This is a genomic window from Arcicella aurantiaca (genome assembly GCF_003148625.1).
GTDB classification, from domain to species: Bacteria; Bacteroidota; Bacteroidia; order Cytophagales; family Spirosomataceae; genus Arcicella; species Arcicella aurantiaca.
Map to the genome: position 1 here is coordinate 1 of NZ_QGGO01000008.1, position 24,150 is coordinate 24,150.

General features: G+C 35.2%; 40 protein-coding genes. 29 read left to right on the top strand and 11 right to left on the bottom strand.

The features are described 5' to 3' along the window. Window positions 1-403 precede the first annotated feature (403 nt). From LV89_RS09015 to LV89_RS09040, 6 genes are all read right to left on the bottom strand, one after another. Complete coding sequence (locus tag LV89_RS09015; protein ID WP_109742562.1) at window positions 404-1,162, bottom strand: Swt1 family HEPN domain-containing protein; 759 nt, start codon at window positions 1,160-1,162, stop codon at window positions 404-406. Window positions 1,163-1,432: 270 nt separating this feature from the next. Beyond that, the gene (locus tag LV89_RS09020) at window positions 1,433-2,851 is read right to left on the bottom strand and encodes an AAA family ATPase (RefSeq protein ID WP_109742563.1); all 1,419 of its coding nucleotides are present in this window, start codon (window positions 2,849-2,851) and stop codon (window positions 1,433-1,435) included. A gap of 211 nt (window positions 2,852-3,062) precedes the next feature. Then, the gene (locus LV89_RS09025) at window positions 3,063-3,479 is read right to left on the bottom strand and encodes a hypothetical protein (RefSeq protein WP_109742564.1); all 417 of its coding nucleotides are present in this window, start codon (window positions 3,477-3,479) and stop codon (window positions 3,063-3,065) included. A gap of 173 nt (window positions 3,480-3,652) precedes the next feature. Continuing rightward, on the bottom strand, window positions 3,653-5,596 hold the full coding sequence (locus tag LV89_RS09030) for a DUF3732 domain-containing protein (protein WP_109742565.1): 1,944 nt from the start codon (window positions 5,594-5,596) through the stop codon (window positions 3,653-3,655). A gap of 4 nt (window positions 5,597-5,600) precedes the next feature. Further along, window positions 5,601-6,086: a three component ABC system middle component gene (locus LV89_RS09035; RefSeq protein ID WP_146199110.1), complete on the bottom strand. Its 486-nt coding sequence runs from the start codon at window positions 6,084-6,086 to the stop codon at window positions 5,601-5,603. Window positions 6,087-6,091: 5 nt separating this feature from the next. Next, entirely contained in the window at window positions 6,092-7,276 is a 1,185-nt protein-coding gene (locus LV89_RS09040; RefSeq protein ID WP_109742567.1) for an ABC-three component system protein, read from the bottom strand. 307 nt (window positions 7,277-7,583) lie between these two features. Here LV89_RS09040 and LV89_RS24885 point away from each other — a divergent pair, with 307 nt between their 5' ends. Beyond that, entirely contained in the window at window positions 7,584-7,763 is a 180-nt protein-coding gene (locus LV89_RS24885; RefSeq protein WP_146199111.1) for a hypothetical protein, read from the top strand. On the opposite strand, the gene LV89_RS09045 is transcribed toward LV89_RS24885, so the two are convergent. Then, window positions 7,750-8,553, bottom strand: a complete 804-nt coding sequence (locus LV89_RS09045; protein ID WP_109742568.1) for an RpnC/YadD family protein — start codon at window positions 8,551-8,553, stop codon at window positions 7,750-7,752. The two genes, LV89_RS24885 and LV89_RS09045, sit on opposite strands and share 14 nt — an antisense overlap. 51 nt (window positions 8,554-8,604) lie before the next feature. On the opposite strand from LV89_RS09045, the gene LV89_RS25800 reads away from it, so the two are divergent. Continuing rightward, window positions 8,605-8,736, top strand: coding sequence for a hypothetical protein (locus LV89_RS25800; RefSeq protein WP_262509857.1), 132 nt, complete (start codon window positions 8,605-8,607; stop codon window positions 8,734-8,736). A gap of 135 nt (window positions 8,737-8,871) precedes the next feature. Here the strand turns inward: LV89_RS25800 and LV89_RS09050 are convergent, their stop codons facing one another. From LV89_RS09050 to LV89_RS09060, 4 genes are all read right to left on the bottom strand, one after another. Next, the gene (locus LV89_RS09050; protein ID WP_109742569.1) at window positions 8,872-9,135 is read right to left on the bottom strand and encodes a hypothetical protein; all 264 of its coding nucleotides are present in this window, start codon (window positions 9,133-9,135) and stop codon (window positions 8,872-8,874) included. A 16-nt stretch (window positions 9,136-9,151) separates the two neighbouring features. Next, complete coding sequence (locus LV89_RS09055) at window positions 9,152-9,592, bottom strand: hypothetical protein (protein ID WP_109742570.1); 441 nt, start codon at window positions 9,590-9,592, stop codon at window positions 9,152-9,154. A 21-nt stretch (window positions 9,593-9,613) separates the two neighbouring features. Continuing rightward, on the bottom strand, window positions 9,614-9,751 hold the full coding sequence (locus LV89_RS25125) for a hypothetical protein (RefSeq protein ID WP_158279547.1): 138 nt from the start codon (window positions 9,749-9,751) through the stop codon (window positions 9,614-9,616). A gap of 367 nt (window positions 9,752-10,118) precedes the next feature. Continuing rightward, window positions 10,119-10,310, bottom strand: a complete 192-nt coding sequence (locus LV89_RS09060) for a hypothetical protein (RefSeq protein WP_109742571.1) — start codon at window positions 10,308-10,310, stop codon at window positions 10,119-10,121. A gap of 197 nt (window positions 10,311-10,507) precedes the next feature. On the opposite strand from LV89_RS09060, the gene LV89_RS09065 reads away from it, so the two are divergent. The 27 genes from LV89_RS09065 to LV89_RS09190 all read left to right on the top strand — a co-directional run bounded on the left by LV89_RS09065 (window position 10,508) and on the right by LV89_RS09190 (window position 24,149). Next, on the top strand, window positions 10,508-10,801 hold the full coding sequence (locus LV89_RS09065; RefSeq protein ID WP_109742572.1) for a hypothetical protein: 294 nt from the start codon (window positions 10,508-10,510) through the stop codon (window positions 10,799-10,801). Continuing rightward, entirely contained in the window at window positions 10,798-11,484 is a 687-nt protein-coding gene (locus LV89_RS09070) for a hypothetical protein (RefSeq protein ID WP_109742573.1), read from the top strand. The genes LV89_RS09065 and LV89_RS09070 overlap by 4 nt, the downstream gene beginning before the upstream one ends. After that, window positions 11,456-11,944, top strand: coding sequence for a hypothetical protein (locus tag LV89_RS09075; protein WP_109742574.1), 489 nt, complete (start codon window positions 11,456-11,458; stop codon window positions 11,942-11,944). The genes LV89_RS09070 and LV89_RS09075 overlap by 29 nt, the downstream gene beginning before the upstream one ends. Then, entirely contained in the window at window positions 11,937-12,821 is an 885-nt protein-coding gene (locus LV89_RS09080; protein WP_109742575.1) for a hypothetical protein, read from the top strand. Before LV89_RS09075 ends, LV89_RS09080 begins: the two co-directional genes overlap by 8 nt. Further along, window positions 12,805-13,614 (top strand): P-loop NTPase family protein, encoded by an 810-nt coding sequence (locus tag LV89_RS09085; protein WP_109742576.1) that lies wholly within the window; start codon window positions 12,805-12,807, stop codon window positions 13,612-13,614. The genes LV89_RS09080 and LV89_RS09085 overlap by 17 nt, the downstream gene beginning before the upstream one ends. Beyond that, window positions 13,611-13,970 (top strand): hypothetical protein, encoded by a 360-nt coding sequence (locus LV89_RS09090; RefSeq protein WP_109742577.1) that lies wholly within the window; start codon window positions 13,611-13,613, stop codon window positions 13,968-13,970. The genes LV89_RS09085 and LV89_RS09090 overlap by 4 nt, the downstream gene beginning before the upstream one ends. Then, on the top strand, window positions 13,960-14,271 hold the full coding sequence (locus tag LV89_RS09095) for an SH2 domain-containing protein (RefSeq protein WP_146199112.1): 312 nt from the start codon (window positions 13,960-13,962) through the stop codon (window positions 14,269-14,271). Before LV89_RS09090 ends, LV89_RS09095 begins: the two co-directional genes overlap by 11 nt. Before the next feature lie 10 nt (window positions 14,272-14,281). After that, window positions 14,282-14,626 carry a RyR domain-containing protein gene (locus tag LV89_RS09100; protein ID WP_109742779.1) on the top strand — a complete coding sequence of 115 codons (345 nt, stop codon included), beginning with the start codon at window positions 14,282-14,284 and terminating at the stop codon, window positions 14,624-14,626. 7 nt (window positions 14,627-14,633) lie between these two features. Then, the gene (locus LV89_RS09105; RefSeq protein ID WP_109742579.1) at window positions 14,634-15,107 is read left to right on the top strand and encodes a hypothetical protein; all 474 of its coding nucleotides are present in this window, start codon (window positions 14,634-14,636) and stop codon (window positions 15,105-15,107) included. Window positions 15,108-15,250: 143 nt separating this feature from the next. Next, the gene (locus LV89_RS09110) at window positions 15,251-16,354 is read left to right on the top strand and encodes an amidoligase family protein (protein WP_109742580.1); all 1,104 of its coding nucleotides are present in this window, start codon (window positions 15,251-15,253) and stop codon (window positions 16,352-16,354) included. Window positions 16,355-16,358: 4 nt separating this feature from the next. Beyond that, complete coding sequence (locus tag LV89_RS09115; protein ID WP_109742581.1) at window positions 16,359-16,592, top strand: hypothetical protein; 234 nt, start codon at window positions 16,359-16,361, stop codon at window positions 16,590-16,592. Window positions 16,593-16,889: 297 nt separating this feature from the next. Continuing rightward, window positions 16,890-17,450 (top strand): hypothetical protein, encoded by a 561-nt coding sequence (locus tag LV89_RS09120; protein ID WP_109742582.1) that lies wholly within the window; start codon window positions 16,890-16,892, stop codon window positions 17,448-17,450. Continuing rightward, window positions 17,437-17,766: a M48 family metalloprotease gene (locus tag LV89_RS09125; protein WP_109742583.1), complete on the top strand. Its 330-nt coding sequence runs from the start codon at window positions 17,437-17,439 to the stop codon at window positions 17,764-17,766. Before LV89_RS09120 ends, LV89_RS09125 begins: the two co-directional genes overlap by 14 nt. A 31-nt stretch (window positions 17,767-17,797) precedes the next feature. Then, on the top strand, window positions 17,798-18,505 hold the full coding sequence (locus LV89_RS09130; protein WP_109742584.1) for a hypothetical protein: 708 nt from the start codon (window positions 17,798-17,800) through the stop codon (window positions 18,503-18,505). A 93-nt stretch (window positions 18,506-18,598) separates the two neighbouring features. After that, window positions 18,599-18,781 carry a hypothetical protein gene (locus LV89_RS09135; protein ID WP_109742585.1) on the top strand — a complete coding sequence of 61 codons (183 nt, stop codon included), beginning with the start codon at window positions 18,599-18,601 and terminating at the stop codon, window positions 18,779-18,781. Then, window positions 18,765-19,562 (top strand): SH3 domain-containing protein, encoded by a 798-nt coding sequence (locus LV89_RS09140; protein WP_109742586.1) that lies wholly within the window; start codon window positions 18,765-18,767, stop codon window positions 19,560-19,562. The genes LV89_RS09135 and LV89_RS09140 overlap by 17 nt, the downstream gene beginning before the upstream one ends. After that, entirely contained in the window at window positions 19,552-20,031 is a 480-nt protein-coding gene (locus LV89_RS09145; protein WP_109742587.1) for a hypothetical protein, read from the top strand. The genes LV89_RS09140 and LV89_RS09145 overlap by 11 nt, the downstream gene beginning before the upstream one ends. Before the next feature lies 1 nt (window position 20,032). Beyond that, on the top strand, window positions 20,033-20,275 hold the full coding sequence (locus LV89_RS09150) for a hypothetical protein (RefSeq protein WP_109742588.1): 243 nt from the start codon (window positions 20,033-20,035) through the stop codon (window positions 20,273-20,275). Window positions 20,276-20,367: 92 nt separating this feature from the next. Beyond that, complete coding sequence (locus LV89_RS09155) at window positions 20,368-21,075, top strand: coiled-coil domain-containing protein (RefSeq protein ID WP_109742589.1); 708 nt, start codon at window positions 20,368-20,370, stop codon at window positions 21,073-21,075. 14 nt (window positions 21,076-21,089) lie between these two features. Next, on the top strand, window positions 21,090-21,614 hold the full coding sequence (locus LV89_RS24890) for a hypothetical protein (protein WP_146199113.1): 525 nt from the start codon (window positions 21,090-21,092) through the stop codon (window positions 21,612-21,614). Continuing rightward, window positions 21,541-21,948, top strand: a complete 408-nt coding sequence (locus tag LV89_RS09165) for a hypothetical protein (RefSeq protein WP_146199114.1) — start codon at window positions 21,541-21,543, stop codon at window positions 21,946-21,948. Before LV89_RS24890 ends, LV89_RS09165 begins: the two co-directional genes overlap by 74 nt. Continuing rightward, a complete protein-coding gene (locus tag LV89_RS09170; RefSeq protein ID WP_109742592.1) occupies window positions 21,945-22,265 on the top strand; it encodes a hypothetical protein in 321 nt (106 codons plus the stop codon). The genes LV89_RS09165 and LV89_RS09170 overlap by 4 nt, the downstream gene beginning before the upstream one ends. Further along, the gene (locus LV89_RS09175; protein ID WP_109742593.1) at window positions 22,258-22,713 is read left to right on the top strand and encodes a hypothetical protein; all 456 of its coding nucleotides are present in this window, start codon (window positions 22,258-22,260) and stop codon (window positions 22,711-22,713) included. Before LV89_RS09170 ends, LV89_RS09175 begins: the two co-directional genes overlap by 8 nt. 94 nt (window positions 22,714-22,807) lie before the next feature. Further along, on the top strand, window positions 22,808-22,996 hold the full coding sequence (locus LV89_RS09180) for a hypothetical protein (RefSeq protein ID WP_109742594.1): 189 nt from the start codon (window positions 22,808-22,810) through the stop codon (window positions 22,994-22,996). Continuing rightward, window positions 22,993-23,139 carry a hypothetical protein gene (locus tag LV89_RS25130; RefSeq protein ID WP_158279548.1) on the top strand — a complete coding sequence of 49 codons (147 nt, stop codon included), beginning with the start codon at window positions 22,993-22,995 and terminating at the stop codon, window positions 23,137-23,139. Before LV89_RS09180 ends, LV89_RS25130 begins: the two co-directional genes overlap by 4 nt. After that, window positions 23,120-23,806: a hypothetical protein gene (locus LV89_RS09185; RefSeq protein WP_146199115.1), complete on the top strand. Its 687-nt coding sequence runs from the start codon at window positions 23,120-23,122 to the stop codon at window positions 23,804-23,806. Before LV89_RS25130 ends, LV89_RS09185 begins: the two co-directional genes overlap by 20 nt. Next, window positions 23,793-24,149, top strand: coding sequence for a hypothetical protein (locus LV89_RS09190; protein ID WP_109742596.1), 357 nt, complete (start codon window positions 23,793-23,795; stop codon window positions 24,147-24,149). Before LV89_RS09185 ends, LV89_RS09190 begins: the two co-directional genes overlap by 14 nt. Window position 24,150 lies beyond the last annotated feature (1 nt).

The window sequence follows — 24,150 nt, forward strand, 5'->3', positions numbered from 1 at the left end:
TTTGGTTTTCTGTTGCATCTTCTTGTTGTTTTTGATGAAAAAAATACAAAGAAGATGTATATAAAGGTTTATCAATATTCTGAACGGGGTCAAATAAATGCCACCAATGATTGCAACACAAGCTCTATAAAAAGATTATAGAACACGATACATCTCAACCGGAATGGCCATCGGGCTACGAACACCAATTTTAAATCGGTCTATTTCTCTTTGTGTCGCAAACGTACAAACGTTAGCCTGCTTTTGCAACTCGTTTTTTTGAGTAGGGGGAATTGCCACCAACGCTGAATGTTTATACAGGATAGGAAATAGAATTCCGTCCGCTCAATTACTTACAAATTTTTAACTATTATAAAATGTTGAATTACTTACGTTCGCCTATCTTGTATAAATATAGTGTTTTTTATATTTTAAGTTGTGCTGTAATATTTTTGTAATATACTTTTAAAGCATCTCTTTCATCTTTTCCAACGTAACCATTATGAGCAACAAGACAACGAATTTTGTAAAGTTCATCTACTATAACGTTTACCCAATGTTCATTTTGTTTAGGAAAATATTTGCTAAAAACATTCCAATTTCCTACTATAATTTTACCTAATTCTATAAAGTCACAATAAAATAAATCATTGTCTCCTCTTAATGGTAAATACTTGCTTTCTTCTTCACTTTTCTTCAATTTGTCGATAGTATCTTGAACTTTTTTGGGAATATTAACCGTTTCTGTTTTTCTAACTTCGTCAATAAATATTCTTAATGAATTTTCGATACAATACAAGTACAAATATACTTCCGACATTTCTCTGCCCTTGTCCTGAATATCTTGGGGAAGAAGTTTTAAATGTCCAAAATTAACACTTGATTGAATTTCTTCAATAGAATCTAACAAAGAATCCTCGTCTTCTAATAAGGAATAAAATATATCTCTTATTGACTCTCTACGTTCTGCATACCCCCCCTTATTTTGCATTTCTCTTCTAAACTCTTTTAAAGAAGAGCATATTTTAAGTTCTTTTGATTGGCGAGATTTAAATTTTGAAACTAAGTTTAAGTCTTTTCTTAATTGAATATATTCTTTTTCCTGTTCATCTGTTATTGCGACATCAGTAGAAGCACCAATAACTAATATTTTTAATCTTTCAACTTTTTCTGTGAAATTCATTTTAAGTCTGGTTTTATAACATTTCTGCTAACGAAGAAGGGGCTAACGAAGTAAAAAAAAGAAGGAATTAGAAGCAGGTACTTTGATAACACACCAAAGTTTGTTAGAAGCACTACTTTTTGATTACCGAACAAAGCCCTTCTTTTTTTATTTCGTTTAATCTTATGTTACTTACCTGCAGCAGTGCTGTTCCCATGAAGCACTACTGTTTGGGGTTCGCACCAAAGGTTGTTCAAGGATATAAAACTCATTTGTATTTTGGTTAGTGTCTTATATTTTCTCGTCCTTCTTGTTGTCCTTTGGTATGATTATTTTTCGCTTGATTTTTATTTCATTCATTATGATGTTTTCTAAAACCTGATTGTATGTGGTCAAGAATTCATCGTTGAGTATAAACTTATGTTCAAACATGTGGGGGGTATCAATGGAAAATTTATGATGCCTTTTCTTATTCTTCTTGTTGTTGATTTCCTTTTGTTCACTTTGTTCAAGTGCAAATTTCATTTTTAGAAATGCTCTAAAGAAAGGACTTGAAATAGAATACTTCCTTGAGTTTCTATCAAGGCGAATTACTTCCTTATATTCAGCAGAACCAACTTGCTCTAAGTAGTTTATCAGTTCTTCATCTGTTGGTCTTTTAGAAGTCGGGATATTATTTTTTATCTCGTCAAACGAAAGCGATTCTTTTTCTAAATGTTCAAATGTTTTGAGAACATTCCATCCATACTTTTGACAAACAATTGAGTCATATATTTTTGTAAAGGTGTCAGAATTTTTTCTAACGTATGAATTAACTGCAACTCTAAACGAACCACTGTTTAGTTTCTTCGGAAAAAATCTAAGTCGCTTTATGTTGGAATGAAAACAAAGGTCGTAACATATTTGATGTGTTAGAGATGCTAAATTATTAGAGTAGTAAACTATTTTTTCTTTTAAATCTTTGTCAATATTGACATTGAGTAACTCAAATCCTTTAGTAACTATTGATTCAATTTCTACATCCGTCAACAATGGCACGAAGAGTTCTGCCACTCTATTGTTTAAATTGTTATCAAGTTCAATAAGTTCTCTTGCAGTTCCAACCGCACCGATGCAAACAATTTTAACCTTAGCGTAATCATTTGCGGCATCAATAAATATTTTAACTACATCTGCTATTCTCTTTTTTTCTTCTGGAACAACTTTATGAAAATCCTCTATAATCCAAACACAACTTATTTCGCCTAAAAACTTTGCTAACTTTTGTGGAGTTAGTTGTGGTGGAATAATCCTAACGCTTTTTTCTCCGTTACTTTCTTTAATTGAAGAATTCAATTGAGAACTTATTCCGCTAAACTCTGCCTTTAATTCGCTACTGATTGTATATTCAGTGTTTGTCGTTTTCTCTGAAACATAGAATCTGTTCAGTTCATCAAATGCTTGAAGCAAAAGGTCATTAAATGAAGTTGATGATTCACAATGTGTCTTGATAAAATTTTGTTCAACTTCTCTTAACTTATTACGAAGCAATGTTGTCTTGCCACCGCCTGAATGTCCATAAATAACAATCTGCTTACCTGGCAACGATAAATATTTTTCTAAATCGTCTTCAATTATTGTCCTACTCACATAAGTCAACTTAGCGACTGTGTTTGGTGTAAATATTTCGTTCAAAGTGTTTGATGAAAAGAGCCGTTTAAATATATTCATATAGTGTTTTATTAAGTCACAAAGTTAGTTTTTGTCTGTTTGTTTCTTGCAGTCAGTTTCAAGTTAACAGTGTCCCCAACGGTTGCAGGTGACGTCTGCGGTATGGAATGTTGGGGATTTCGTGGACACTTATCTATCAACCGATAGAAAAGCTTGCCAGCGGGCGAAACCCTTGGTTTACCAGCAAAACCCCAATATTTTATACCGCTTGTTAGGCCTCGTTTTTCTTTTTCTTTATTCTATCAATCAATACTTTCACAATATAAACAAATATCAAATATGGAATTGTCATTAAAAATCCAAAAATCGCTTTTAAGGGCCAACCAATTCCCATGATACTTGTTTCCAAACTCTTTACTTTATCTATATTTTCCTGTGTTACATTTTGGAATCTTTCAGTATCATTAAATCCGTTAGAATTAAATCCATAATGGTCTAACAAAATCAAGGCGGATTTATCACTCCACCATGCAAAAATCCAGATTATTACTCCTAATATGATTAGAGTTGTCAAGGAATAGACGACCAAAGATTGTTTTAATTTGAAAAGTATAAAAATCGGTAAAGCAAGGATTAATCCTAAAATCAAAAAGATTGTTGCTTGTATTATTATCTCTATATCAATCAAATCCTAATTCGCAAGCGTTTTTTTTAAATGAGGCCTAACGAGTATATAACCGCCATAAGCCGAGGAAAAATGATTATTTATGTCGTCTATCCAACCGTTTGAGAATATAAACTCTATAAATTATTTTTTGAATACTAAATGTATTTGATAGATTCCTCGAGGGTAATTGTTTCTCAATAGTGTATTTCTGTCCATTTTACTGGGACAAGTTTTTTCCCATTTCTCCACTCCTCTTTTATTGCTCCTTCAAATTTTTCATCTTTAAGTTTTGCGTGGTCAATAATTATTGTTTGTAGCTTTCCTTCTAATTCATTTGTTCGCTTAAATATAAAGTCAAAAAGACGATTTATCGCTTTATCATCTTCACTTTGTTCAATTTCTCCAGTACCATTTATGTCTTTTTCAGGTGGAAAATATGCTTGGGACATTTGGTCGATTATCAAAAAATTCGGTGTTGGTCTTTTATTCAGTACAAAATACTTGTGTAATGCAAAATGAATTAGTAAATGATATGCAACCCAATTCTCACCACTACCAGTTTGGTCAAATCTTATTCTCGGTTTATCGGCTGAAATAATATATAAGGTTAGTTTTTTGATGTCAAACTTTATCGTCCGATCCTTAAACTCCAACTCCAATTCTTTTGCCCAAGTTGTCATTTGTAAACTTAATTGGTCAAGGATACTTGCAAGTTTATCTTCTTTATCTTCTGAGTTTAACTGGTTACTTAAGGCTTCTATTTCATTTTTCAGTAAAGTTAACTTATGTCTTGTTTCAGAATAATCAGCCACTTCAATCTTACTTTCGAGATAAAGACTTATTCTTCCTAAAACTCTTCCTTTTCGAATATTTAAGTCTTTCAAACGTTTAGCTTGTTCGTTTTCCTTATATATTGCATTAATAGATTTTTCAATTTCTCGATTTTGGTTTTTCAGTTCACTTTGCTGCTTATAAAGATTATCTAAATATTGTTTAAGTTTTGGTTTTTCTCTTTTTGTTATTTGAAGATTAGCTTGTAAACCTATTAAGGATTTTTTAATTTGCTCAATTTTAGGTACTGTATTTTCTAATTTACTATCACATAATGGGCAAACAGAGTTGTCAACCTCCGTATTAATAGGATATATGTTTATACTTTCAAGTCTTAATGCTTGGTAAGTACCCTCGCTCTCATAACCTTGTGTTTCTCTTTGGTAATCTTCTGTTGATTGAATAGCCTGTCTAATGACATCCAGTTCCTTATTTTTTTCAAATCTTTGACTTTGCAACGAACTTAAGACTTCGTTTTCTGCATCTGCTTTTTCTTGTAATATATCTTGAGTAGAAACAGCTTGAAGTATTTTTAATCCTTCTTCTCTATCTTTAGGAAATTCATTAAGTTGTATCAAGCTTACTTGTTTAGCCTCGTTTATCAAATCAAAAACTTGTCCAATAGTTTTATCAACAATGGACTGTGCTTCTTTTAATTCTCTCTCTAAACGATTAAAATTCCTTTTTTTTTCCGCCAGTTGGCGTACAAATTTTATGCTTTCCGTATCTATTGCACCTAAAAAATAGGGCAATGTATCTTTAATTGACTGCTCTGTCCAAATATCTTTCTTTTGGTGATAAAATAAAAAGTCTCTTTGGTCGATATCAGTTTGTGGTTGAAAACAATAGAAACGACTGTGCTTAAAAGTTACATTCATTTCAGGTCTCGTGTACATTTCAGCTTGATGTGTATATTCATCAATACCAATAATATTAGCTAATTTTTGCAATAAATTTTCGGTATTAATATTTGGTTTTAACTCCTCAAAAATCGGAATAGAAACTACATCTCCCTGTATAAAATAAACGGAAGAGGCACTATTTTGATATTTTATTGGATTGGGACGTGCTATCAAAATTTGTCCCTGCTTTAATTGATATCTTACTGCATACCACCAAACATATTCTCTAACTACACCTTCTGCTACTTTGAAATCACTGCTTCCCAAGCAATAATCAACAATATCTATAATTGCAGTTTTACCTGTTTTACTATCTCCTGTAATAATATTTACTTTTCCTGTATCAAATGATAGTATCCTTTGCTCTCCACTTCTTGAGTAAAGAATAATGTCAATTATTTGCATATTTTTATGGTTTAATCCCTAAATTGACGAATATAAATTGGCTATTTCCAGCTTTCGCTAATAATTTCCCCAATAATTCAGCTTTTTTGTAACATTCAACTACTTCGTTTTCATAAGATAGTATTTTGCCCTTAGCAATAGCTTCAAAATTGCCGCTTTCGTTTATAATAATTATCTTATACATCATTAAAAACATAATGCTCTCTTTTGTAAAAGAATTTATATTTTTAATGATGTTAGGTAAATCTTTTTTTATAATTTGATTTTCTTCTATCCAACTTATAAAGTTTTTTCCACTTGTTTTGGGCAAACGTTCTCTGTTTTCTTTATGTAAAACAATAGGTAAAATCAAAAAAGCAAGTTGAAAAGGCATAGCTGTTTTTTGTTCTTTTTGGTACGCAAACATACAACGACGAATTACCTCTCCACAAAACGCAGGATTTAGTAAGTGTGCAATAGTGTTTGATCTCTCATCCCAATTTGGTAGCATAGATTTTATCTTTTTAAATAGTTTGGATGCCAGACAATACTTTTTTTATCTGCGAGCATCTGACAACTGCCCTTAACGAGAAAAATTTCAGTAACTCTCGTGCGGATAAAAATATTAGGAAAATTCTCCCCATAAAATTGCTTGTAAAATTGTTTACATTTTTCAATAACTACTTCATCTGGGACATTTTCAATTTCATCCTCAAGAAAAGCAAATTTACCTTTCCAATCATCTTTCAGTCTAAAGTCATAATTTATTTCTTCTTCAGCATTCAGAAGATTTTCTCTCATCCATTTAGAGCGTTGTTCGCTTGCTCGGTAATAATCTCTTTTGGATTGATTTATGGCATTTTTCCCTAAGTTGATTTCTTGTAATTGCTTAACGAAGCACATTTCATCATAGTCTGCCTCAGAGACATCTAATCCCATAATATATTTATCAATCGGTAAATTGTCTGACTTATACTTATCGGCAATATATCGAACATAGTTTTTTATTTCTTGATAAGTAATTTTATTTTTCTCATTCGTCAAATGTTTTATACATTGTTCATACCACCAACCTTGTAATTCATTAAAAGCTAATTCCATCTCCTTCGGGAGGAAATAAAGTTGTAGTTCATGTTGGATTTGACGTTTTAATTCATCGAATTTTAGTGCCTTATCCCTAATGTTAATACTTTGTATTAGTTTTTGTTTTTGTTCGTTTGAAAGTTTATTGAAAGCCTTAAAAGATGGTTGTAATCCACTACTCTTGGTTTCTGGATTTGTTCCACTTTTTGAATTTCGTGTAACTTCATTAAGTCTGTCTACTATTTCTTGGGAAGTTTTTTTATCAGTTTTGTTTTCTGTTAATTTATCAAGTATTGAATCAGGGGATATTTTAGAAGTTGTCACCAAGACCAGTATAGCATTATCCAAATCAATGTTACCAGTTGTTATCATTTCACTCCAAACTCTAAGAGTCTTCCAAATATCCACGCCTGAATCTGTCAAGTTTGAAGCATGTTTATTGTGAAATTTTGTTTGGTGCAATTCGACAATGTTAAGGTCGCCAATTTCTACATCATCAAGATTCTCAAGTTTTATGAAAGAATCTTCTTTTTCTTTTGATTTTAACAAAAGATGTAAAGCATACCTAATTTGGTAGTGATAACCCAATGATGGTTCCTGTGCAGAAAATTGGCTCATTAAAATTTCATTATTAATATTTATTTGTTTTGTAATACTACCACCTCAAGCTGGATAATATTTTCCACCAACTATTTGCCAAGCAGCAAAATAAAATTACAATGTCAAATGAGATTACTCGAGTTGATAAAAAGAAGAGTAATATAGGGGAGGTGTTAAAGGCTTTAGAGTGGAATACAATTTCATAGTAGTTGGCTTAATAGTTAGACAATTAACGCTTCATAAAAGCGAAGACGCAATATTAAAATAAAAATTGTTAATCTTTTAGCGTAGAATTACCTAATCTCAATAAAAATTAAAATAATTATTGAAAATAATAACGATAAAACAGCAAAATACAAGTAATGTGCTACCCCCACACCCACAAAAAAACCGCCCACAACAGGCGGTTTTTGTATTTAAAGTCATGAAAATTAGTTCTTATGAGTTGGTAGCGGCTGCTTTTGTCCGTCATTCAAGTGGCTACCAAGTATCTATTTTGTGGTAAGTTTTTGCTTAACTGATTTAACAAAGTCTAACGAAACGCCAGCTATGTCTGCAATTTGTTCAAGGCTATAATTTAGCTTTGTCAAAAGGCTTTCGATAATTTTCTCTTGTCCACGTAGGTAGAGAACGTCTCTTTCTTCTTTGATATATTCTGCGATGCTGTCCATAGCGTTTTTTAAATTTAGTTCTAAGTTACGAAGTTGAGCCAATACACGCAACTGATTAAAGTATCTATTTAACGAAAAATCTCCTTCAGTAGTTTCCTTGACACGAATAAGTATCTGTTTTAGAGCATTTTCAGGGTTTTCACCTTTGAAATTTGCCAAAATGCCCAGTATGATTTCTTCTGGTTTATCCGATTTGAGAAAAATATGATAGTCAAGTGTTGAAAGTGAAACAAGTGGATAGCTGAACTTTAATCGTTCTCGATTAAGTTCGGTTGGCATTGTCAATTTGTCTGCACCAAGAAAAATTACGAATTGTTTTACAGGTAGCTTGTACTTTCGTTCAAGCATTCCGTAATAATCAAGCATACGATAAACCATTTCATCTTCATTCTTTACTTGAAATTCAATTTGAAGGACAAATGTGTTGCCTTTATCATCTGTGATTTTCTTTAAAGTGTCGGGTTTACGTTCTTTGGTATGCTGAATATCATCAGGCAGTTCTTCCACAGAAACAGCCGTAATTTCAAGTATATTTTGCATGATACTCGAAATTACGGCTTCGATATTCTCCTTAAAAATCTTGTCATATTGGTTTGATTGGCGTTTTTTCTTATTTGCTTCCATGAGGCAAATATATCAGAAATGTAACCCTATGGCAATTAAAAAATAAAGTTTATGCTTTCTTTACTGTATTTGGATTCTACCATTTTTGAATATGTGTCGAAAGGGTCATTAGGACTTAGAAATAAAACACAAAATAATTATCAAATTGATATACCCCCACACCCACAAAAAAACCGCTCATAAGAGGCGGTTTTTTTGTGGGTGTGGGCATTGTAAAATATGTTACACTTTATTTTTCGTTTTGCAAACTGGAGTTGGTGGCAGTCGCTTTTGTTCGTCCGTGGATGTGTCCAAAATTAAAAGTTACATTGATTTGCATTAGTTATAGTTTTTAAATGCTTTAACGCAAGCAACTATCGAAAATGTAAGAAAAAATGCTCCATTGAAAAGAAACAAGAAAAACAATGGGTCTCTACCATTAATAGAGTTGTAATCAAAATTGTTTGTTTCTGAATTGTACACACTTGCATCTAAATTACTAATACCTAAAAAACCAAAAACAGTAATTAGTACGCTTAAGATAATTCCTATAATTGAAAAAACTTTTAATGCTCCCATTTTGGGTGTATTTCTATTGTCCATTTGTTTGTAAATTATGTTAAAAAAAAGAATCTAAAATATAAAATGCTTCATCAGGTTCGTTTGCACAACTATCACAATATGTACCTCGTCCATCAACTGGTCCTTCGTAACCGAGTGGAAAATATTTTTTATATGTATTGTCCTCACTTGTCATTAAGATTCTCCTATTTTTTCTATCTCTAAAAATTAAGTAAATTTTATTGTATTTTGGAATTCGAACCATAAGTACCTTTTGATTTCTCACATATTTTGTACCAAGAACCATTAATTTATGTCCGCTTTCGTTCTTCCTATATGAGTAGGTTATTTCACGTCCTTCGTCTGTAAAATCAAATTCTAACTTTTCCCATTCTGGATAAGCATAATTACCAATCATGAAGAAGGCGTGACTTTTATTCTGGGCAAGGCAAATGTTTGTTACAAAAGCTAAAAAAAATACAATTATTGTTTTTTTCATGGAAAGTAATGGTTGTTAAATTTATTTGTAATATTGGAATGATGCTAAGTGTTTTTCTGCGATTGCCACCAATGAGCGTATAGCCGCCATAAGCTGTGAAAAGAGATTATTTATGGCGTCTATCCAACCGATTTGGAAGATTTGGAATATAACCGCCATAAATTGTTTTGAATATTAAATGTAATTGATAGATTCCTCGATAGTGTTTTTCAATAGTGACACTCAGATTAGTTTATAGACTTTATGTCCCAATAATCATAAAGAGTTACTAACAAAATTGACGATAAGAAATGTGATTGCTCACGTGAGCAAAAGAAAAGAGATAAAAAGAACAGGTAGAATCTGTAAGTTGGACATTATTTTTCATTAGTTGTTAGTTTAGTTATTTTGCAATATTAGTAAAAGTTCAAATAAGTTTTTAGAGTAGAATTACCTGATTTTTAAAAAAGATTAAAACTTTTCTCATAGTCTCAATCCAATGCTACCCCCACACCCACAAAAAAACCGCCCATTACAGGCGGTTTTTTTATGCTTCAATAAGTTTCTTTCCAAAAATCATCTCTAAGACTGAAATCTGGTCATCATAAAAATAGTATTGTCCCCAAAACCATTCGGGTAGTTTTTCTTTAATCCCTGCACGAATAATGTGTTGGTTAAAAGTCTTGCGGTTAGGAAGCCCAATCGAAGAGCGTAATTGCTTTTTTGCTAATACAGTCATGCCTTTTGAATGAAAGTGTTTACAATGTGTTTCCAAACTGTTACCAAAGCGTTTCTGCTATTGTAACCGCTGAATAAGCACATTAATTTTAAAACATTAAAAAAAGCAAAAGACGGAGTGGCTATAAATATGACGAGTGGAATTGTTGTAAATATACCACTTCCTTTTGTTTTAAGCAATCAAAAAGCCATCAAACCATGTCGGAAAGTCCAAGTTTTGAGGATATTAAGTCCAAAATTATTCAATTAAAAGAAATTTCTAAAAACTGCCAAGTTGCCAATGCTTCAGAAGGTTTTGTAGTGGTTGTCAAACAAAATGAAATTCTTGATTTACAGATTTTTACTGAAGGGAAAATAACAGCCAATGCCATGAAAACCGCTATCAATAATGCTTTTGCCAGATTAGCAAAAGTATCGGAAAAAGAAGTTCAAAACTTCATCTCTCAGCAAAACGAAGTTGTGCAAAATGCCCTAAAACAAAACCTATCATGACCCCAATAAGCCAACCAATTGACGAACCCAAAACGGAAAGTCTTTCCGTAAAAGTTACAAAATCAACCAAGATTGAATTTGAAGCCGAAGCCAGAAACATGGGACTGGACAATTCAAAGTATTTACTGCTTTTCGTTGATTCCAGACATGAATTGATAAAGCTTTTACAGGAAGGTGGTATCAGACTTGACTTAGATGAAGAATTAGAGGTTCAATTAGCTGCATTAGCCGAACATCGTGGTACTTCGCTGATAGAACTTATTGAAGCTATTTGCTTAGAACACATCGGTAATAAACGTGATATGTTAGAGGTTATTAATGCTTCTAAAAATTACAACAACGTAAACCCATTCCAAAGTATTGATTTACAGAGGGATACGCAAGTAAACGGAAACGTAAACGGAAGTGTAAACGGCAGAATACCCACGAATACGCAAGAAAACACGGAAAGGGTAAACGCTACAAAACGCATTGATGAATTAGCAAATCAAATACTTTTTACGCTTAAAATATCCTCTGTTCTTGTTAATGTTTCTAACCTTATCAACTACGTAATTAATGAGAGAAGAACCTTTTCAAATTTTAGTAGAGACGAACTTGAACAAGTTGTTTTTGAAGGCTTAACAGATTTTGACATTCAATTTATTAAAGAACTTGGAAGAATTAGCAATCATAATCCGTGAGCCGACTGGAGGCGTTAAGATTGTCAAAATCATCGCAGAGGGAGGTGTTGAGTTTTGGGAACAAAACTTTCAAATAGCTTCAGAAGCAATTGCCTTCAAAGAGGAAATGTCAGACTTAGAACATTTCAATGTTATTCATACCAATTTGCTGATTACCAAATTAATCAAACAGGGAGTAATTACTAAACAGGGTGTAAATGTTAGTCCACTCATTCAAAAAGCGGTGGAACTTGAGTACGCCAGAACTTCGTGGCGGTGGAGCAGAAAGAAAAAGCTAATCAAGTTTTTTGAGCATGAACATCTCAAGACAAAAGGAGTCATTCAAAGAACTATCTGGAATAGACTTAAAGAAGAAGGTTTCACCGCAACTTGGAAATGGCTTCAATCAAAATTGCCTTCTCCAATCAAAAGAATAATTGATATTGTTAAAGAACTCGAAAAGAAAATACACAATGAATAATTCATTAAATACTCTTAAAAAACTTGGTCGTGGAGTGCTTGACGGAGTCAATGCCGTGAGAACAGGAGCAGAGGCTTACGAACAGGCAAAAAACGCCTTTGGTGGTATGGGTAATACTCCGAACGCTTCAATGTTAAATCCATCAAATCAACAACAACCTATCCAGTTTGAAAATGATGGCTGGGACAATTCGCCACAACAAATCCAATATGACATTGATGCTGGTACAGCTAAGATTTTTCGGAAAAAAGCCGAAATGAAAGCCGACTTGATGATTCTGAATGTCAAGAAATCATTTCTGTTCAAGAGAATTATTGCCAAATTGATAGTAACCAACAAAGGTGATGACGAAATCTTCAATACGCATAAGGATTTGGATTATGACGAAATCAAGGATTTGCCACAGGATATTCAGAAAATCATCCGCAATCAAAAGCACGTCAGAAAAATTGAAAGTGTAGAAATTGACGAAATCCTACGTGAAAGTTGTATTGAATATTTTGTCTTTGAGTTTGAAGAAGATTATCGCAATGGCATCAATCCCGACTTTTCGGGTATCAATCCTGTCGAATTAATTTACAGAAAATTCAATGAACCATTTGATGAGTTAATCGGTGATTTAGTTCTCGACTTTGGTTTGGCTCACAAAGAAAAAGGTATTGAGTTTGGCAAGAAATTGATGGAAAACATTATGGCAAAAGTGAAAAAAGAAACGCCAATTGAAGAAGAAATTGAAGAGCAGGTTTTAGAAGATTCTCCAAGTGAAGATGTTGAAGTGATTGAAGAGGGAGTTTTGGAAAATTCTCCAGAACAAATTGATGACCAAAGCGAAAATATTGAACCAGAACCCCAAGTAGAAGATGGCAAAGAAGAGTGACGATGAAGTACAGTCATATAACTGGCTGATAGTTGGAAGGCAAAGAACTGGCAAAACATCGTCATTACTTGCCATGATTATTGAACTTCAATACGCTGCTTACAAACGTGGAAAGAAGAAAAGAGTTCTCATTTTCAACCCAGACGGTAAAAATGATGTGTTTGAAAAGAAGTCTTTAATCATCAATGAAGTTCGGAATACGATACCTGAGTTTAACAAAATGCCGGGGTCGTTAAAGAAAATTTCGGCAAGTGCAATTTCTAAAATTGGCAATGCCAATGATGATTTGTACAATTGGTATGTAGTGACCGATGGCGATATTAAAGACTTTTCTGACCCTTGCCGTGTACTTCGAGATTTTATAATTGTCTATGACGATTGTAACAATATCATTACTGGAAACATCGCAGGAAAGCGTTTTGAAGGCTTTAAGGACGTTTTGGCAGGAAATAGAATTCGGAATAATGATACTATTATCACTTATCACGATACCACGCAAGTTCCACCAAAGTTGTGGACTTATTTCCAAAGGGCAATTGTGAAGCAAACCGATGATGCAGACTCGAAAAATCCGTATGCCAACATCGGGAAAGCAAGAAAAGCAATGATTCAAGCTTTGCAAGAAGTTGAAAAAGAGAACCAAAGGGTCAAAAATCCAGACGGTGATTTTGCACAAAGAATAGTCTGGTTGAATGAAGAATACGTTTTTCAAAATGTTGGAAACGAACTCATTACAAAACTTGGGAATAAAATGTACAAAGCCGTTGGCAAAAAAATAGAAGCAATCGTATGATACCAGAATATTCAATAGTTACCACCATCGTAGTTGGTTTCGTCATAAGTACAATCGTAGCAGCGGGATACATAGCTGTACAATGGGGCAAAGGAGTAATGATTCGGAATGCCCAAGTTCGTGGTGATGCCGTAGCTGCATTCTTGGCTTACTTTCTTGTCAAAATTGAAGTCAAGAAAAAAGATTTGTACAGACAAGGCATAACAAGAGAAGCGAGAAGTGCTGAACTATCCAAAATAAATGCCTTAGAGAAGCAAGTCCCCAAATTTGAAATGTTAAAGAATTCAAACTTTCCGCTAATACTGGAGTCTTTTCTTACCGCCGAACAAATAAATTATCTAAACGTTGCCAGTTGAAAAGTCTAAAATATATCTCAAAACGCTCGCTCTTGAAGTTGGCGAACATCCGACTTCCTACATTCAATCAATGCAGGAATACGATACTTACTTTCAAGCAGAGTTTAATTTTAAAGTGACTGACTTAAAACGTCAGCCACTAAAAGATTGGCAAATTGATATTTTTAGAAGATTGAACCCTACTGGGTTTGAAATAGAAACCATGAGAGAAGAAGGTACTTACAACCGTTGGTTAGAGTGGTTTTCGCAGGTACGGAAATACCCGAAAAATGGACAGTATATTTTATTTCCCAAAGATTAAAGCCCAAAAAATGAAAAAGAAAATAGAACAAATTGCTAAAGTTTGCCATGAAGCTAATCGCCAATGGTGTGAAATTAATGGTGATAAGTCGCAAAAGTCTTGGGATAATGCTCCTCAATGGCAAAGAGATTCAGCCATTAAAGGAGTTGAATTTAGGCTAAAGAATCCGAGTGCTGGTGTAGATATGCAACATCAAGCTTGGTTGAAAGAAAAAGCAGAGGCAGGTTGGGTTTATGGAAAGGTAAAGGACGAAGCTAAGAAAACACACCCTTGTATTGTTGACTATGACCAATTACCAGATTTCCAAAAGAAAAAAGATACACTTTTTGTTGGGATTGTTAACGCTTTAAAATAATTCAATCATGACAAATGCAATTCTATTACCAAAAGGTATTTCTCAAGCTTCAATATTTCTTGTGTATGGAAGTGTATTTTTTGAGAATAATGTTGAATTACAAGTAAGTCAGGAATATGATTCTTTAGAAGAAGCTTTAAAATGCTACTTGGATTTGAATATTAGATTTCCAGAAAATTGTGACATTGGTATTCAAGAACAAATCATCAAAAAGATTGATGTAAAAGATTCCATAGATTCTGCTTACAATAATTCTCGTTTACCAGCAAAGAAAAATACGCTACCAACTACGAGATTTAAACATATTGAATCTGGGGAATTCTTGGACGGTGTCATTTCAAAAGATAGCATGAATGGCTTTTATGGTGGACTTTTATTCTTAACAATTGAAGAACAAATCATATTCGTGACCAGTCTTCGTGATGGTGAATTAGATTTTGAAGATGTTACAGACAAATTTGAAAGAGTGATTATCTATTAATCAATCGGAATTTCTGAAATAAAATATTCCCAAAATCACAATAAAAATATTCCAAACCCAAAAATAAAAATCCACCTGACCGCAACGGGTGGATTTTTAAATTCAATTCAAATCAATAACACACAATTAAAAATTAGGCAAACATGACAGTAGAAGAAATTCTCGCCCAGTCTCGAACGAAGACTTGGAAAATACAGCAATTAATTTTGTTGGGCAAAACCCGCAATGAAATAGCTGCTTTGCAGGTATTAGGTGCTTACGGAGCAATCCAAAACGTTTATGCAGCTATGCAGCGAAACGGTCAGCTTCCATCACGAACTACTCCCCAAGCATCACCACGGCAAACATCAAGTCAAATAATTTCAAGAAATGTCCAAAGAATCAGCCGTGACGCTTCTGCTCCAGCAACTCCAACAACTACTCCAACCGTAGCCATTCCACCGCCACAAACGGCAACAAATCAACCACAAAGAGAAAATGCGGGTAATTTGATTAGTGTTATAGGTAATCGACAATTAAAACCTGTTACCGAAAAATTCGGGATTGAAATTGAAGCCTTCAATGTGACTCGCCCAACGCTTAGAGATGCTTTAGTAAATATGGGTATTGCCTGTGAAGTGGAAGATTATAACCATAGAACCAGACCACAATGGAAACTGGTAACTGATGGTTCATTACAAGGAACTAATCCTTTTGAATTGGTAAGTCCAATCTTAGTAGGGCAGGATGGTTTATTTCAACTCAAGAAAGTTTGTACGGTATTGCAAATGCAAAATGCTCGTGTCAATAATTCTTGTGGACTTCATGTTCACTTTGATGCCTCACAAATTACCTTTCCAATTCTTCAAAATATTTTGATTAATTACATGAATTTTGAAGAGGAAATTGATAGTTTCCTGCCACATAGTAGAAGGAACAACAGTTACACCCAATCCATCAAAAACCACAGAACGGCGGTTGAGAATGCCAGAACAATGCAAGGGCTAATTTCCGCTTTTGATGGTCGTTACTACAAAGTGAACTTACAATCATACAGCCGACACAATACCATTGAGTTCCGTCAACACTCAGGCACGGTTGAGTATGAGAAAATTGAGAACTGGGTCATATTCTTGCATAACCTCATTGAGTATTCAAAAAATTACAAGTTCCCACGGTCGGAGGCAAATTTTGAAGGTTTGAAAAAACTCAATCAAAAAGTAGTATATGATTTCCTTATCACTCGTATCAATCAAATAGCAGCGTAAAAAAATGGGATATAAAACACATGATGGAGAAATAGTTCAAGGAACTACTCCACAAGAAATAGTAGCAAGCTTAAAAGCAGGAAGCCGTTTTGATTCTCTTAAATCAGACAAAGATTTTTCTAAAGGTTTGGCAATGCGTTGGAAGAATTATTCTGGCAAAGATGTCCGAACCACTAATCCAAAAGTCTTTGTCGAGGATTTAATTAGCACAAAGTTCTTGATAAAAACCAGAAATTAGTAATTACGAAAAACGTCAACTCTCAAGGGTTGGCGTTTTTTTTTGCCCAAAAAAAGGAGTGAGAGGAAATACAATTTAGTACAATAAAGTGCAATGAAGTTTAGCGAAGTTCGCCCAAGTGCGATGAAGTACGCTCAAGTGCAAGATAGAAAATAGCCTTCTGAGATTTTCGCCAAATTTGTCACATCGAAAAACAGAACATTCTAAATGTTTATTAACCCCACAACCCAGTATTTCACCGATGAAGAATTCTTGAAGCTATGCTTCAGATTTCCAGTCCTAAAAAAGTCAAATATCATGTTTCAAGAAACTTACAAAGGCTGTCGCCCAACGCTAAAAGGAGAATATCCAACGAGAAAATTTAAACTTTCTGCTCAAAAGCAAGTAACTGGTATATTATCATTAACATTGTTAGCGTCTCATTGTACACCAGCAAGTTCGGTTTTATCAGAGAAAAAAACGTACACAGAAGAAGGTGTTGTTGGGAATAAGTCAAGAGAATTTATTGTGAGTGCTTCAAGCATCAATGACGTTGATGTAAAGTTCTGCAAAATCTCTCAGGAATTAGCTCTTCGTCCAACGGTAATTAATACAATCAACGTAGCTCATGATGCTGGTTTTGATGCCATTCAATTGGTTATTAAGAATGAATCCGTTTTTAACGAAACCCAAGAAGAGGTGGTTTTACCAACAGTATTAATTGTTGATGATGAAGCTCAGTTTTTCGTATTTGATTTGACTGCTCTTAACAATCGTATAATTACAAACGGTACAACCTCAATCGTTCTTCAGGGCATTGGTGAAGTAGCTGAGATTAACGCAGAGTTTATTTTGGGTCAATCGTATGCCATTTTTTAGTAGTCTCAGACCGCAAGGCATCAGCCGAATTGAATTTACAGATTCACTAACACACATAAAATTCAAGTGGGACGGCAAAGGGGCAGTTCTGCACTTCAATCGAAACGAGTTTGAAAGGCTTAGTCCAGAGGTGCGATATTTTGTAATCATGCACGAAGTTGGACATCTGAAAACGATGACGGTTTTCAGTAAAAAAGCAACGCTTGAAGATGAAGAAAAAGCAGATAATTACGCACTCCAAGCTTGCCTAAAAGCAGGAATGAATTTCAAAAGCGTACAGGAGGTTCGCCAACTGTACGCCAATCAAATAAAATAAATCAGTAACACATCAAATCCAATTCAATACAATGAAAATTCTTCAAAAGATGAAGTTTGCTATGTTGTCCGCAATGACATTAATAGCATCACAAAATGAAGTAGCTGCCTATTTCTTAGGTCCTGCTGCTGGAGTTGCCTACACGGAAGCGTTCCTATTGGGCGAAGGTCAAGTCGCAGGTGATTTAACGGATAACACCAAAGGAAAACAAATTTTGATTTCCAGAGGAACAAAAGCTCAAATCATCGCTTGGGATACAGATGCAACCGCTGCCTCTGCCACACCGCCAAGAACACCCGCTCCGCACTGGTTTGCTCCAACAAAAGAATGGTGTGCGGTGGTATTTAATGGTTCAGCAACAGATTTCACGACTAATCTTGATTTGAACTCGTCCGACTTAGTTTTTGGAAATGGCGAAACCGTAACATTGACTTACACATTGACGACAAAGATTCCTTTCAAGAAAGAAGGCAAGAAAATCGTTTATGACGCAGCACTTGGCGGGGTAACTACTCCAACAGCCATCAATGGTTTACAAAACAATGTAGTCTCTGGCACTGACCCTTCTAAACCAGCCGTTGAACCAACTGACCCAGCATTAGGAAATGACTCTAAAACTGGATTAGCTGCTATTGCATGGTGGGGCTGGGGATTAATCGTTGTTGGTCTAATTGGTATCGGATTAATCTTGAAGAAAGTATTAGGCGGTGGCAAATCTGGCAAGGTTGTAAAGAAATAGTTTTTTGAGATTCAGCAAAAGAGTTATGGTAGGTACATTTTACTTATCCATAACTCTTTTGATTTTAAGCTAATCACATAAAATATTACGACAATGAGCGAAGAAAATAAAGAAAAAATTAAAGAGAAGGGATACTCTATATTAGACTTTTTCGTGGGTGGATTACTGCTTGGGCTATTCATCATGGTAGTGGTGGTTTCAGCCAACGGATTCTCGAAAATCGTCTATACTTGGTTTCCTAAACTAAAACCAGAAAGCGATGCTAAATCTACTTGATTATATTAACTCACTCACGGTAGCAGACTCTCGGAGTGGACAAAACAGATTGGTGAAAGCCAAAAGTTTGGTAGTCGGATATGCTCAGGTACAAGGTGGTGTAGGTGGTAATAGTTCTTCTTACAAAGCTGGTGAAATCATCGGTATTGTTCAAGATACTGCAACTGTCTCTGTAAAAGCCACAAACGGTGTTATCGTTAAAGTAGCTTACACAAAGATTACGCTACAAGAGCCGTATTACACTACTGGAAATGACTTGGTCTCATATCTCTGGTTTCCTACTTCTCAAATTGATTTTGAAGATGAATTTGAAAAGGAAACTATTCCAGTAACCACTGATAACAAGGCTTTGAAGGCTGTGTATTCAGATGCTCCCAAAGGAATTTATATAAGAGAAACGCCATCAACACTTGCCAACAAAGTAAAAGTTGTTGCCTACGGTGATGTGGTCGGTTATACTGATGGTCAGGAGAAGAAGTATTTAACCTATACTTTCTGGAAGATTTACGACCAAAAGGGACGTGCTATCGGTTGGTGTGCCAAAGGTAGTGGATACTCCACAACCCAAAGACCACAAGCCAAAGCATTACCAAAGTATGACTCTAAAGGTGAAACCACAGAGGAAACTTCTGGAGTAACTGCTGCACAAGACCCACAGGCTGGCAATTCAGACTCGTCTGGAGTTAGTGCCGTAACTATTATTCTTTGGGTTGTAGGCGTTTTGGGGCTGGGTTATTTAGGTGTCAAATTACTCTTCAAAAACAACAAAAATGGAAACTAACAAATCATCACTCGGAAAACAGATTTGGTTGAAGTATTTCCGTTGGATTGTAGTAGCTGTTTTGATTGCTCTGGGAGCGTTTGGTCTTATTCTGTACAACAAAGGAACAAAAGACACGCTGGCAAAATTGCCACAAAGCGTTCCGTATCCCCCTACAACGGGGATTCCTTCGCAGGATAAAGCACAAGTCAATTGGGTAGATACTAAAGGCTCAGCCATTGTTCTGAAACTTGGAAACTACCTCAGAGAATGGCATCTCACTAATATCGGAATCAACACTATCATCGTAAACGATTTACGTCCATTGGCAGACTGGCAATTGGTGTATATTAATGAAGCCTATAACCGAAACTATTTCACGCAGGGGAAAGGCTCGTTGGTTAAGGACTTATTAGATATTAGCTATGTCGGAGCGGATGGTATTCGCAATGACATCGTAATTCGTTTGCAAAAACTCGGAGCGAAATAACATGAACCAAATCTGGGAGAAAATAGTAAACGTCCTTAATGACCAACAGATAAAGGACTTCTTTTCGGGTAAAACATCACCCGTTATTAAAACGGAAAATAACGTAACCATTGCCAAAGAAACCATTACCCAAGCGGGACAATGGATTGCAGGAGGCTTTGTACTCTCTGCCATCATCATTGGGTTATTCGTCAAATGGGCGGTTAGTTCTGGAGTTAAATCCATCAAAGGACAAAGTTTCTAATCAAAATATTCAAGGGCTGGATAAAATTTCACTAACACACCCAACCGCCAGAAAAAAGCATCCAGTCCCTTGTTTCAAAATTTTCAAAAGCCATGAATACAAATTTTGAGAGTGAAGAAGCAGAAGCAAAGGCACAAATTGAACAGCAACAACAAAGGTTGAAAGAACTTGCCGATTTAAAAGCTGCTGCAAAACAGAAAAAAATTGACCAACAGATTGAAGAACGAAACGATTTGTTCGACAATGCCAAAAGATTCAGAGCCGAGGCAATGACTGAGGTCGGAAAAGGAAATATTGACAGTGCAAAGATACTTCGTGAGTTTGCCGATGATGCCGAAAAGCAAGCAAAGGAAATGTTCATTGAAGGAGATTTACCTAAGATAGTGGAAGAATCACAAAGTGAAGTGTTTGGTGAAGGAATGAGTTTGAAGAAAGTCATGCTTTTATTGACCTGTGTGCTAACGGCTCTCTATTTCTTAACGGGTTATATCAACCATTTGGTTGAATTAGGTGAAAAAAGTATTTCAATTTCTCTGGGAGCTGAGTGGATTCATGCTATACAAACCACACAATTTTGGAGTTTATGTTGGTTGGTTTCAATCGGAATGTTAAGACTTAATTTTCGTTCAATTTCAAGATTTGTCAATCCAAAAGACGACCCACACTTTGATTTAACCACCAAACTTTTTACAGAATGTACGCCACAGTTTCAAATCACCGTTTCACTTGGATTGCTCTTGTCTATGGTCTTTTCATGGTGTTTAATCTACCTGCACAGTCCAGTAGCGAATGCAGGATAATCCGCCAAGCCATTGTGGATACAGCCTTTGCTCAGGTTGGCAATTATGAAAAAACTAACCGAAACGATGGCAAGATAAACAAGTATGCTTTGATGAATGGTGGACGGTATGGCGATGCTTACTGCTCATGGGGTGCTATGTATTGCCATAAACAAAACGGAGTCAACCCAAAAGTAGATGGTCGGGCAGTATCATGGACGTTCCCCAAAGCCAGTATCATTCGCAAGTATGGAAAAGTAGTCAGGAATGTACCAGTCCGTCAGGGCGATGTTGCCATTTTCTATTTTGCTCCCAACTACCACGTGGAGATTGTGACCAACTACAATACCCAAACGCAAGAGTTTTATACGGTAGGCTTCAACACTTGGGGAAGGTTTGAAAACGGCAAACGAAGACAAGGAGTCTGGATTCATAAGCGAAACAAACGGAATGTAATCATCTGTAATCAACTTCAATTCTTTTGGTATGAAAAAGATAAAGTACATCGCATTGCTACTATTCTTAACAGGTTGCACGCAAGCAGACTACCAGAGAATTGATAGCATCTTTGGTTTTACCAAATCGGTAAAAACCAATCAATCCTCTGAGTATTACGGCATAAAACCAGATACTTCAGTTGAGTTTGAGCCATTCAATGCTAAACGTTTTGATTCGGTAAAAGTGGCAAAGAAAGCAGATTCAATAAAGACTCGAATCCTTTCTCCCCAAAAGACCAAACGAGAAGGTTGGCGGAGTGACCCAGCGTTAAACTCAGCCTACGAAGAATCAAAAGCTTTTGAAAAAGCACGAAGGCAACTCCATGAGATTTATGCCGAAAACGCCAAAAAAGCTAAAGAAATCAAGAAATCAACCGCCAAAGATTCAACAGAATGATATTACTCGAATTCAATTTTTTAGACAACATCGCTGGGATTCTATTGTCCCTATTCATCACAGGGTCAATCGGAATTTTGACTTATGTTTTCAGAACCCACAAGGACGAAACGAAGCAGAGAATTGATGCTCGTGCAAAGGAAATTGACGATGCCAACAAAGAAATTTCAAGTTTGCAAAAGGACATGATTGAAGTCAAAACAAAAATGACCAATGTAGAAAAACGTTACGATGAATTACAACAACTCGTGAGGGACAATCATAAGGAAACGATGAAACAACTCTACGAGATAATGAACCGTTTACCCCATGCTTAAACTACTAATTGAGCCATACATAAAACGCATTGTTGAAATAGCCTTTTTGATGGTGAAAGTCTGGGCGTGGGTACTTACCATATTCTTTGTGTATGCAGTTTTTAGTTCCTTTAAGTGGTATCAAAACGTACAACACAATGCCGAGTTAGAAATTGAATTAGTCAAGAATAAATCTCGGATAGATTCAATCAAGATTTACCAGCAAGTTTGGCAGCGTGAAAATAAAATTTTGAGAAGTAAAATAAATGCTTTGGAAGTCAGGATTCATGCCTTAGATGCCAACCTAAATAAAGACTTGAAAAATGATAAGAAGCCAATTTTTAGCCGTGATATTCCTGCTGACGATGTACTCAGGATATTCACAAACCGATACGGTAAAGGTTCAGCAAGATACAGCCCAATACGTACTGATTCCCTTAAAAACCATTCGGGACATCAACGAAAATGATGCTCGGTGCGATACTATCCAGAAGCGTTTCAAGCAAATAAGCCGATTATATTCCTTACAAAAAATTGAATTAAAACATTTCAAACGGCTGGATTTGAACAATCAAAAAATTGAACGTTCAAGTCTTGCAATTGAAGGAGTTTATCAAAACTCACAAGTGATAATTAGACAGATTAAACCTCCCGAAACCTTCATTGGTAAAGTTTGGGGATTCACCAAAAATTATGTGATACCAGCCTTGTCAGTTTTTACGGCTGGGTACTTCACAGGCAAAGGCTCATGAAATACGAAGTAACCCCAAAAATGCAGTTTGTATCAGTTGCACTCGGAATACTGAGTGGTATTGCTTCATTAGCTTGGATTGGCTATTTGATAGTTGAAAAGGCTATCGCTAAAAAGAAAGAAAATGCTGGTATTCCTAAGTAAGCTACCTACCAACATAAACCAGACTGAATTTGAGAAGGTGGTCAGAAGTATTTGTGCTGACTCACGTATCAAAATCGCAAACCCGAACTGGTTAATGATTTGTATGAATGCCGAGTCCAATATGCAATTGGTGACAAATGGCATAGGTGCTTATGGCTTCATTCAGATAACCAAGAAAACGGCAAGGGAAGATTTAGGAACAACTACCGACGCACTAAGAGCAGGAACTTGGCAGAATTACATGAAGTATGTTCGCCAGTACCTTATCAATCGAGTGAAAGAGAACGGTATTCCTAAAAATGCCTATGATTTGTACGCTTTGATACACTTTCCAGTAGCGTTTGAAAAGTCAGGTGGTTATGTTCTTTATTCGGCTGGTTCGGCAGCTTATAAAGGGAATTCTGGACTGGATTATAACAAAGACGGAAAGGTTCAATGGAGTGAAGTAATGGCATTTTTGGACAGTAAATGTCCAATTCTGTACGACAAAACTCAGTTGATGAAAGCAGAGGATACCACACAGAATTTTTACTATACAAATTACGCTTGGACAGAAGTTGCCATCATCACCGTGACGGTAGTAAGTGTACTTGCAATTGTTCTGATTAACGCTCCCAAAGCATTTTATAGAAACATTAAAAATAGACTTCAAAATGGCAAAGTTTAAGAAAGGTTCATTAGCCAGCTATACTGGCGAAGACAAAGCCTTGAGAAATAAGGTTTTCAAAGTTCAAGAATTTAAAACTTCAAAGTCATTATTCAGAGGCAAAGAATCAACCATTTATGGATTATCAACTGGAAATTCAGAAAAGGTAACGGTACAAATCAATGAAAATCTTCTTAAACCTTATAAAAAAGAAGATGAAAAAAATACCATTTTGGACATTGACAAACGTGCCAAACAGATACGCAAACAGTCGGGCATTGCCAAAGTAGAACGAGTAACCTTCTACAATATGTCTTTGAAAGAAGCCAAAAAACAAGCATTCCAAGAACTCAAAAAGAAATAAT

Excerpts from the sequence above, each read along its gene's own strand:
- LV89_RS25800 (WP_262509857.1), top strand. The coding sequence starts at position 8,605 with ATGCTTTCTTTACTGTATTTGGATTCTACCATTTTTGAATATGTGTCG.
- LV89_RS09120 (WP_109742582.1), top strand. The coding sequence starts at position 16,890 with ATGTTTCAAGAAACTTACAAAGGCTGTCGCCCAACGCTAAAAGGAGAA.
- LV89_RS09070 (WP_109742573.1), top strand. The coding sequence starts at position 10,798 with ATGACCCCAATAAGCCAACCAATTGACGAACCCAAAACGGAAAGTCTT.
- LV89_RS09065 (WP_109742572.1), top strand. The coding sequence starts at position 10,508 with ATGTCGGAAAGTCCAAGTTTTGAGGATATTAAGTCCAAAATTATTCAA.
- LV89_RS09150 (WP_109742588.1), top strand. The coding sequence starts at position 20,033 with ATGAACCAAATCTGGGAGAAAATAGTAAACGTCCTTAATGACCAACAG.
- LV89_RS09015 (WP_109742562.1), bottom strand. The coding sequence starts at position 1,162 with ATGAATTTCACAGAAAAAGTTGAAAGATTAAAAATATTAGTTATTGGT.
- LV89_RS09165 (WP_146199114.1), top strand. The coding sequence starts at position 21,541 with ATGAAAAAGATAAAGTACATCGCATTGCTACTATTCTTAACAGGTTGC.
- LV89_RS09155 (WP_109742589.1), top strand. The coding sequence starts at position 20,368 with ATGAATACAAATTTTGAGAGTGAAGAAGCAGAAGCAAAGGCACAAATT.
- LV89_RS09170 (WP_109742592.1), top strand. The coding sequence starts at position 21,945 with ATGATATTACTCGAATTCAATTTTTTAGACAACATCGCTGGGATTCTA.
- LV89_RS09140 (WP_109742586.1), top strand. The coding sequence starts at position 18,765 with ATGCTAAATCTACTTGATTATATTAACTCACTCACGGTAGCAGACTCT.
- LV89_RS09080 (WP_109742575.1), top strand. The coding sequence starts at position 11,937 with ATGAATAATTCATTAAATACTCTTAAAAAACTTGGTCGTGGAGTGCTT.
- LV89_RS09130 (WP_109742584.1), top strand. The coding sequence starts at position 17,798 with ATGAAAATTCTTCAAAAGATGAAGTTTGCTATGTTGTCCGCAATGACA.
- LV89_RS09145 (WP_109742587.1), top strand. The coding sequence starts at position 19,552 with ATGGAAACTAACAAATCATCACTCGGAAAACAGATTTGGTTGAAGTAT.
- LV89_RS09090 (WP_109742577.1), top strand. The coding sequence starts at position 13,611 with ATGATACCAGAATATTCAATAGTTACCACCATCGTAGTTGGTTTCGTC.
- LV89_RS09185 (WP_146199115.1), top strand. The coding sequence starts at position 23,120 with ATGCTGGTATTCCTAAGTAAGCTACCTACCAACATAAACCAGACTGAA.
- LV89_RS09055 (WP_109742570.1), bottom strand. The coding sequence starts at position 9,592 with ATGAAAAAAACAATAATTGTATTTTTTTTAGCTTTTGTAACAAACATT.
- LV89_RS09050 (WP_109742569.1), bottom strand. The coding sequence starts at position 9,135 with ATGGACAATAGAAATACACCCAAAATGGGAGCATTAAAAGTTTTTTCA.
- LV89_RS09100 (WP_109742779.1), top strand. The coding sequence starts at position 14,282 with ATGAAAAAGAAAATAGAACAAATTGCTAAAGTTTGCCATGAAGCTAAT.
- LV89_RS25130 (WP_158279548.1), top strand. The coding sequence starts at position 22,993 with ATGAAATACGAAGTAACCCCAAAAATGCAGTTTGTATCAGTTGCACTC.
- LV89_RS09060 (WP_109742571.1), bottom strand. The coding sequence starts at position 10,310 with ATGACTGTATTAGCAAAAAAGCAATTACGCTCTTCGATTGGGCTTCCT.
- LV89_RS09105 (WP_109742579.1), top strand. The coding sequence starts at position 14,634 with ATGACAAATGCAATTCTATTACCAAAAGGTATTTCTCAAGCTTCAATA.
- LV89_RS25125 (WP_158279547.1), bottom strand. The coding sequence starts at position 9,751 with ATGGCGGTTATATTCCAAATCTTCCAAATCGGTTGGATAGACGCCATA.
- LV89_RS09135 (WP_109742585.1), top strand. The coding sequence starts at position 18,599 with ATGAGCGAAGAAAATAAAGAAAAAATTAAAGAGAAGGGATACTCTATA.
- LV89_RS09110 (WP_109742580.1), top strand. The coding sequence starts at position 15,251 with ATGACAGTAGAAGAAATTCTCGCCCAGTCTCGAACGAAGACTTGGAAA.
- LV89_RS09030 (WP_109742565.1), bottom strand. The coding sequence starts at position 5,596 with ATGCAAATAATTGACATTATTCTTTACTCAAGAAGTGGAGAGCAAAGG.
- LV89_RS09115 (WP_109742581.1), top strand. The coding sequence starts at position 16,359 with ATGGGATATAAAACACATGATGGAGAAATAGTTCAAGGAACTACTCCA.
- LV89_RS09085 (WP_109742576.1), top strand. The coding sequence starts at position 12,805 with ATGGCAAAGAAGAGTGACGATGAAGTACAGTCATATAACTGGCTGATA.
- LV89_RS09125 (WP_109742583.1), top strand. The coding sequence starts at position 17,437 with ATGCCATTTTTTAGTAGTCTCAGACCGCAAGGCATCAGCCGAATTGAA.
- LV89_RS09045 (WP_109742568.1), bottom strand. The coding sequence starts at position 8,553 with ATGGAAGCAAATAAGAAAAAACGCCAATCAAACCAATATGACAAGATT.
- LV89_RS09190 (WP_109742596.1), top strand. The coding sequence starts at position 23,793 with ATGGCAAAGTTTAAGAAAGGTTCATTAGCCAGCTATACTGGCGAAGAC.
- LV89_RS09175 (WP_109742593.1), top strand. The coding sequence starts at position 22,258 with ATGCTTAAACTACTAATTGAGCCATACATAAAACGCATTGTTGAAATA.
- LV89_RS09040 (WP_109742567.1), bottom strand. The coding sequence starts at position 7,276 with ATGAGCCAATTTTCTGCACAGGAACCATCATTGGGTTATCACTACCAA.
- LV89_RS09035 (WP_146199110.1), bottom strand. The coding sequence starts at position 6,086 with ATGCTACCAAATTGGGATGAGAGATCAAACACTATTGCACACTTACTA.
- LV89_RS09020 (WP_109742563.1), bottom strand. The coding sequence starts at position 2,851 with ATGAATATATTTAAACGGCTCTTTTCATCAAACACTTTGAACGAAATA.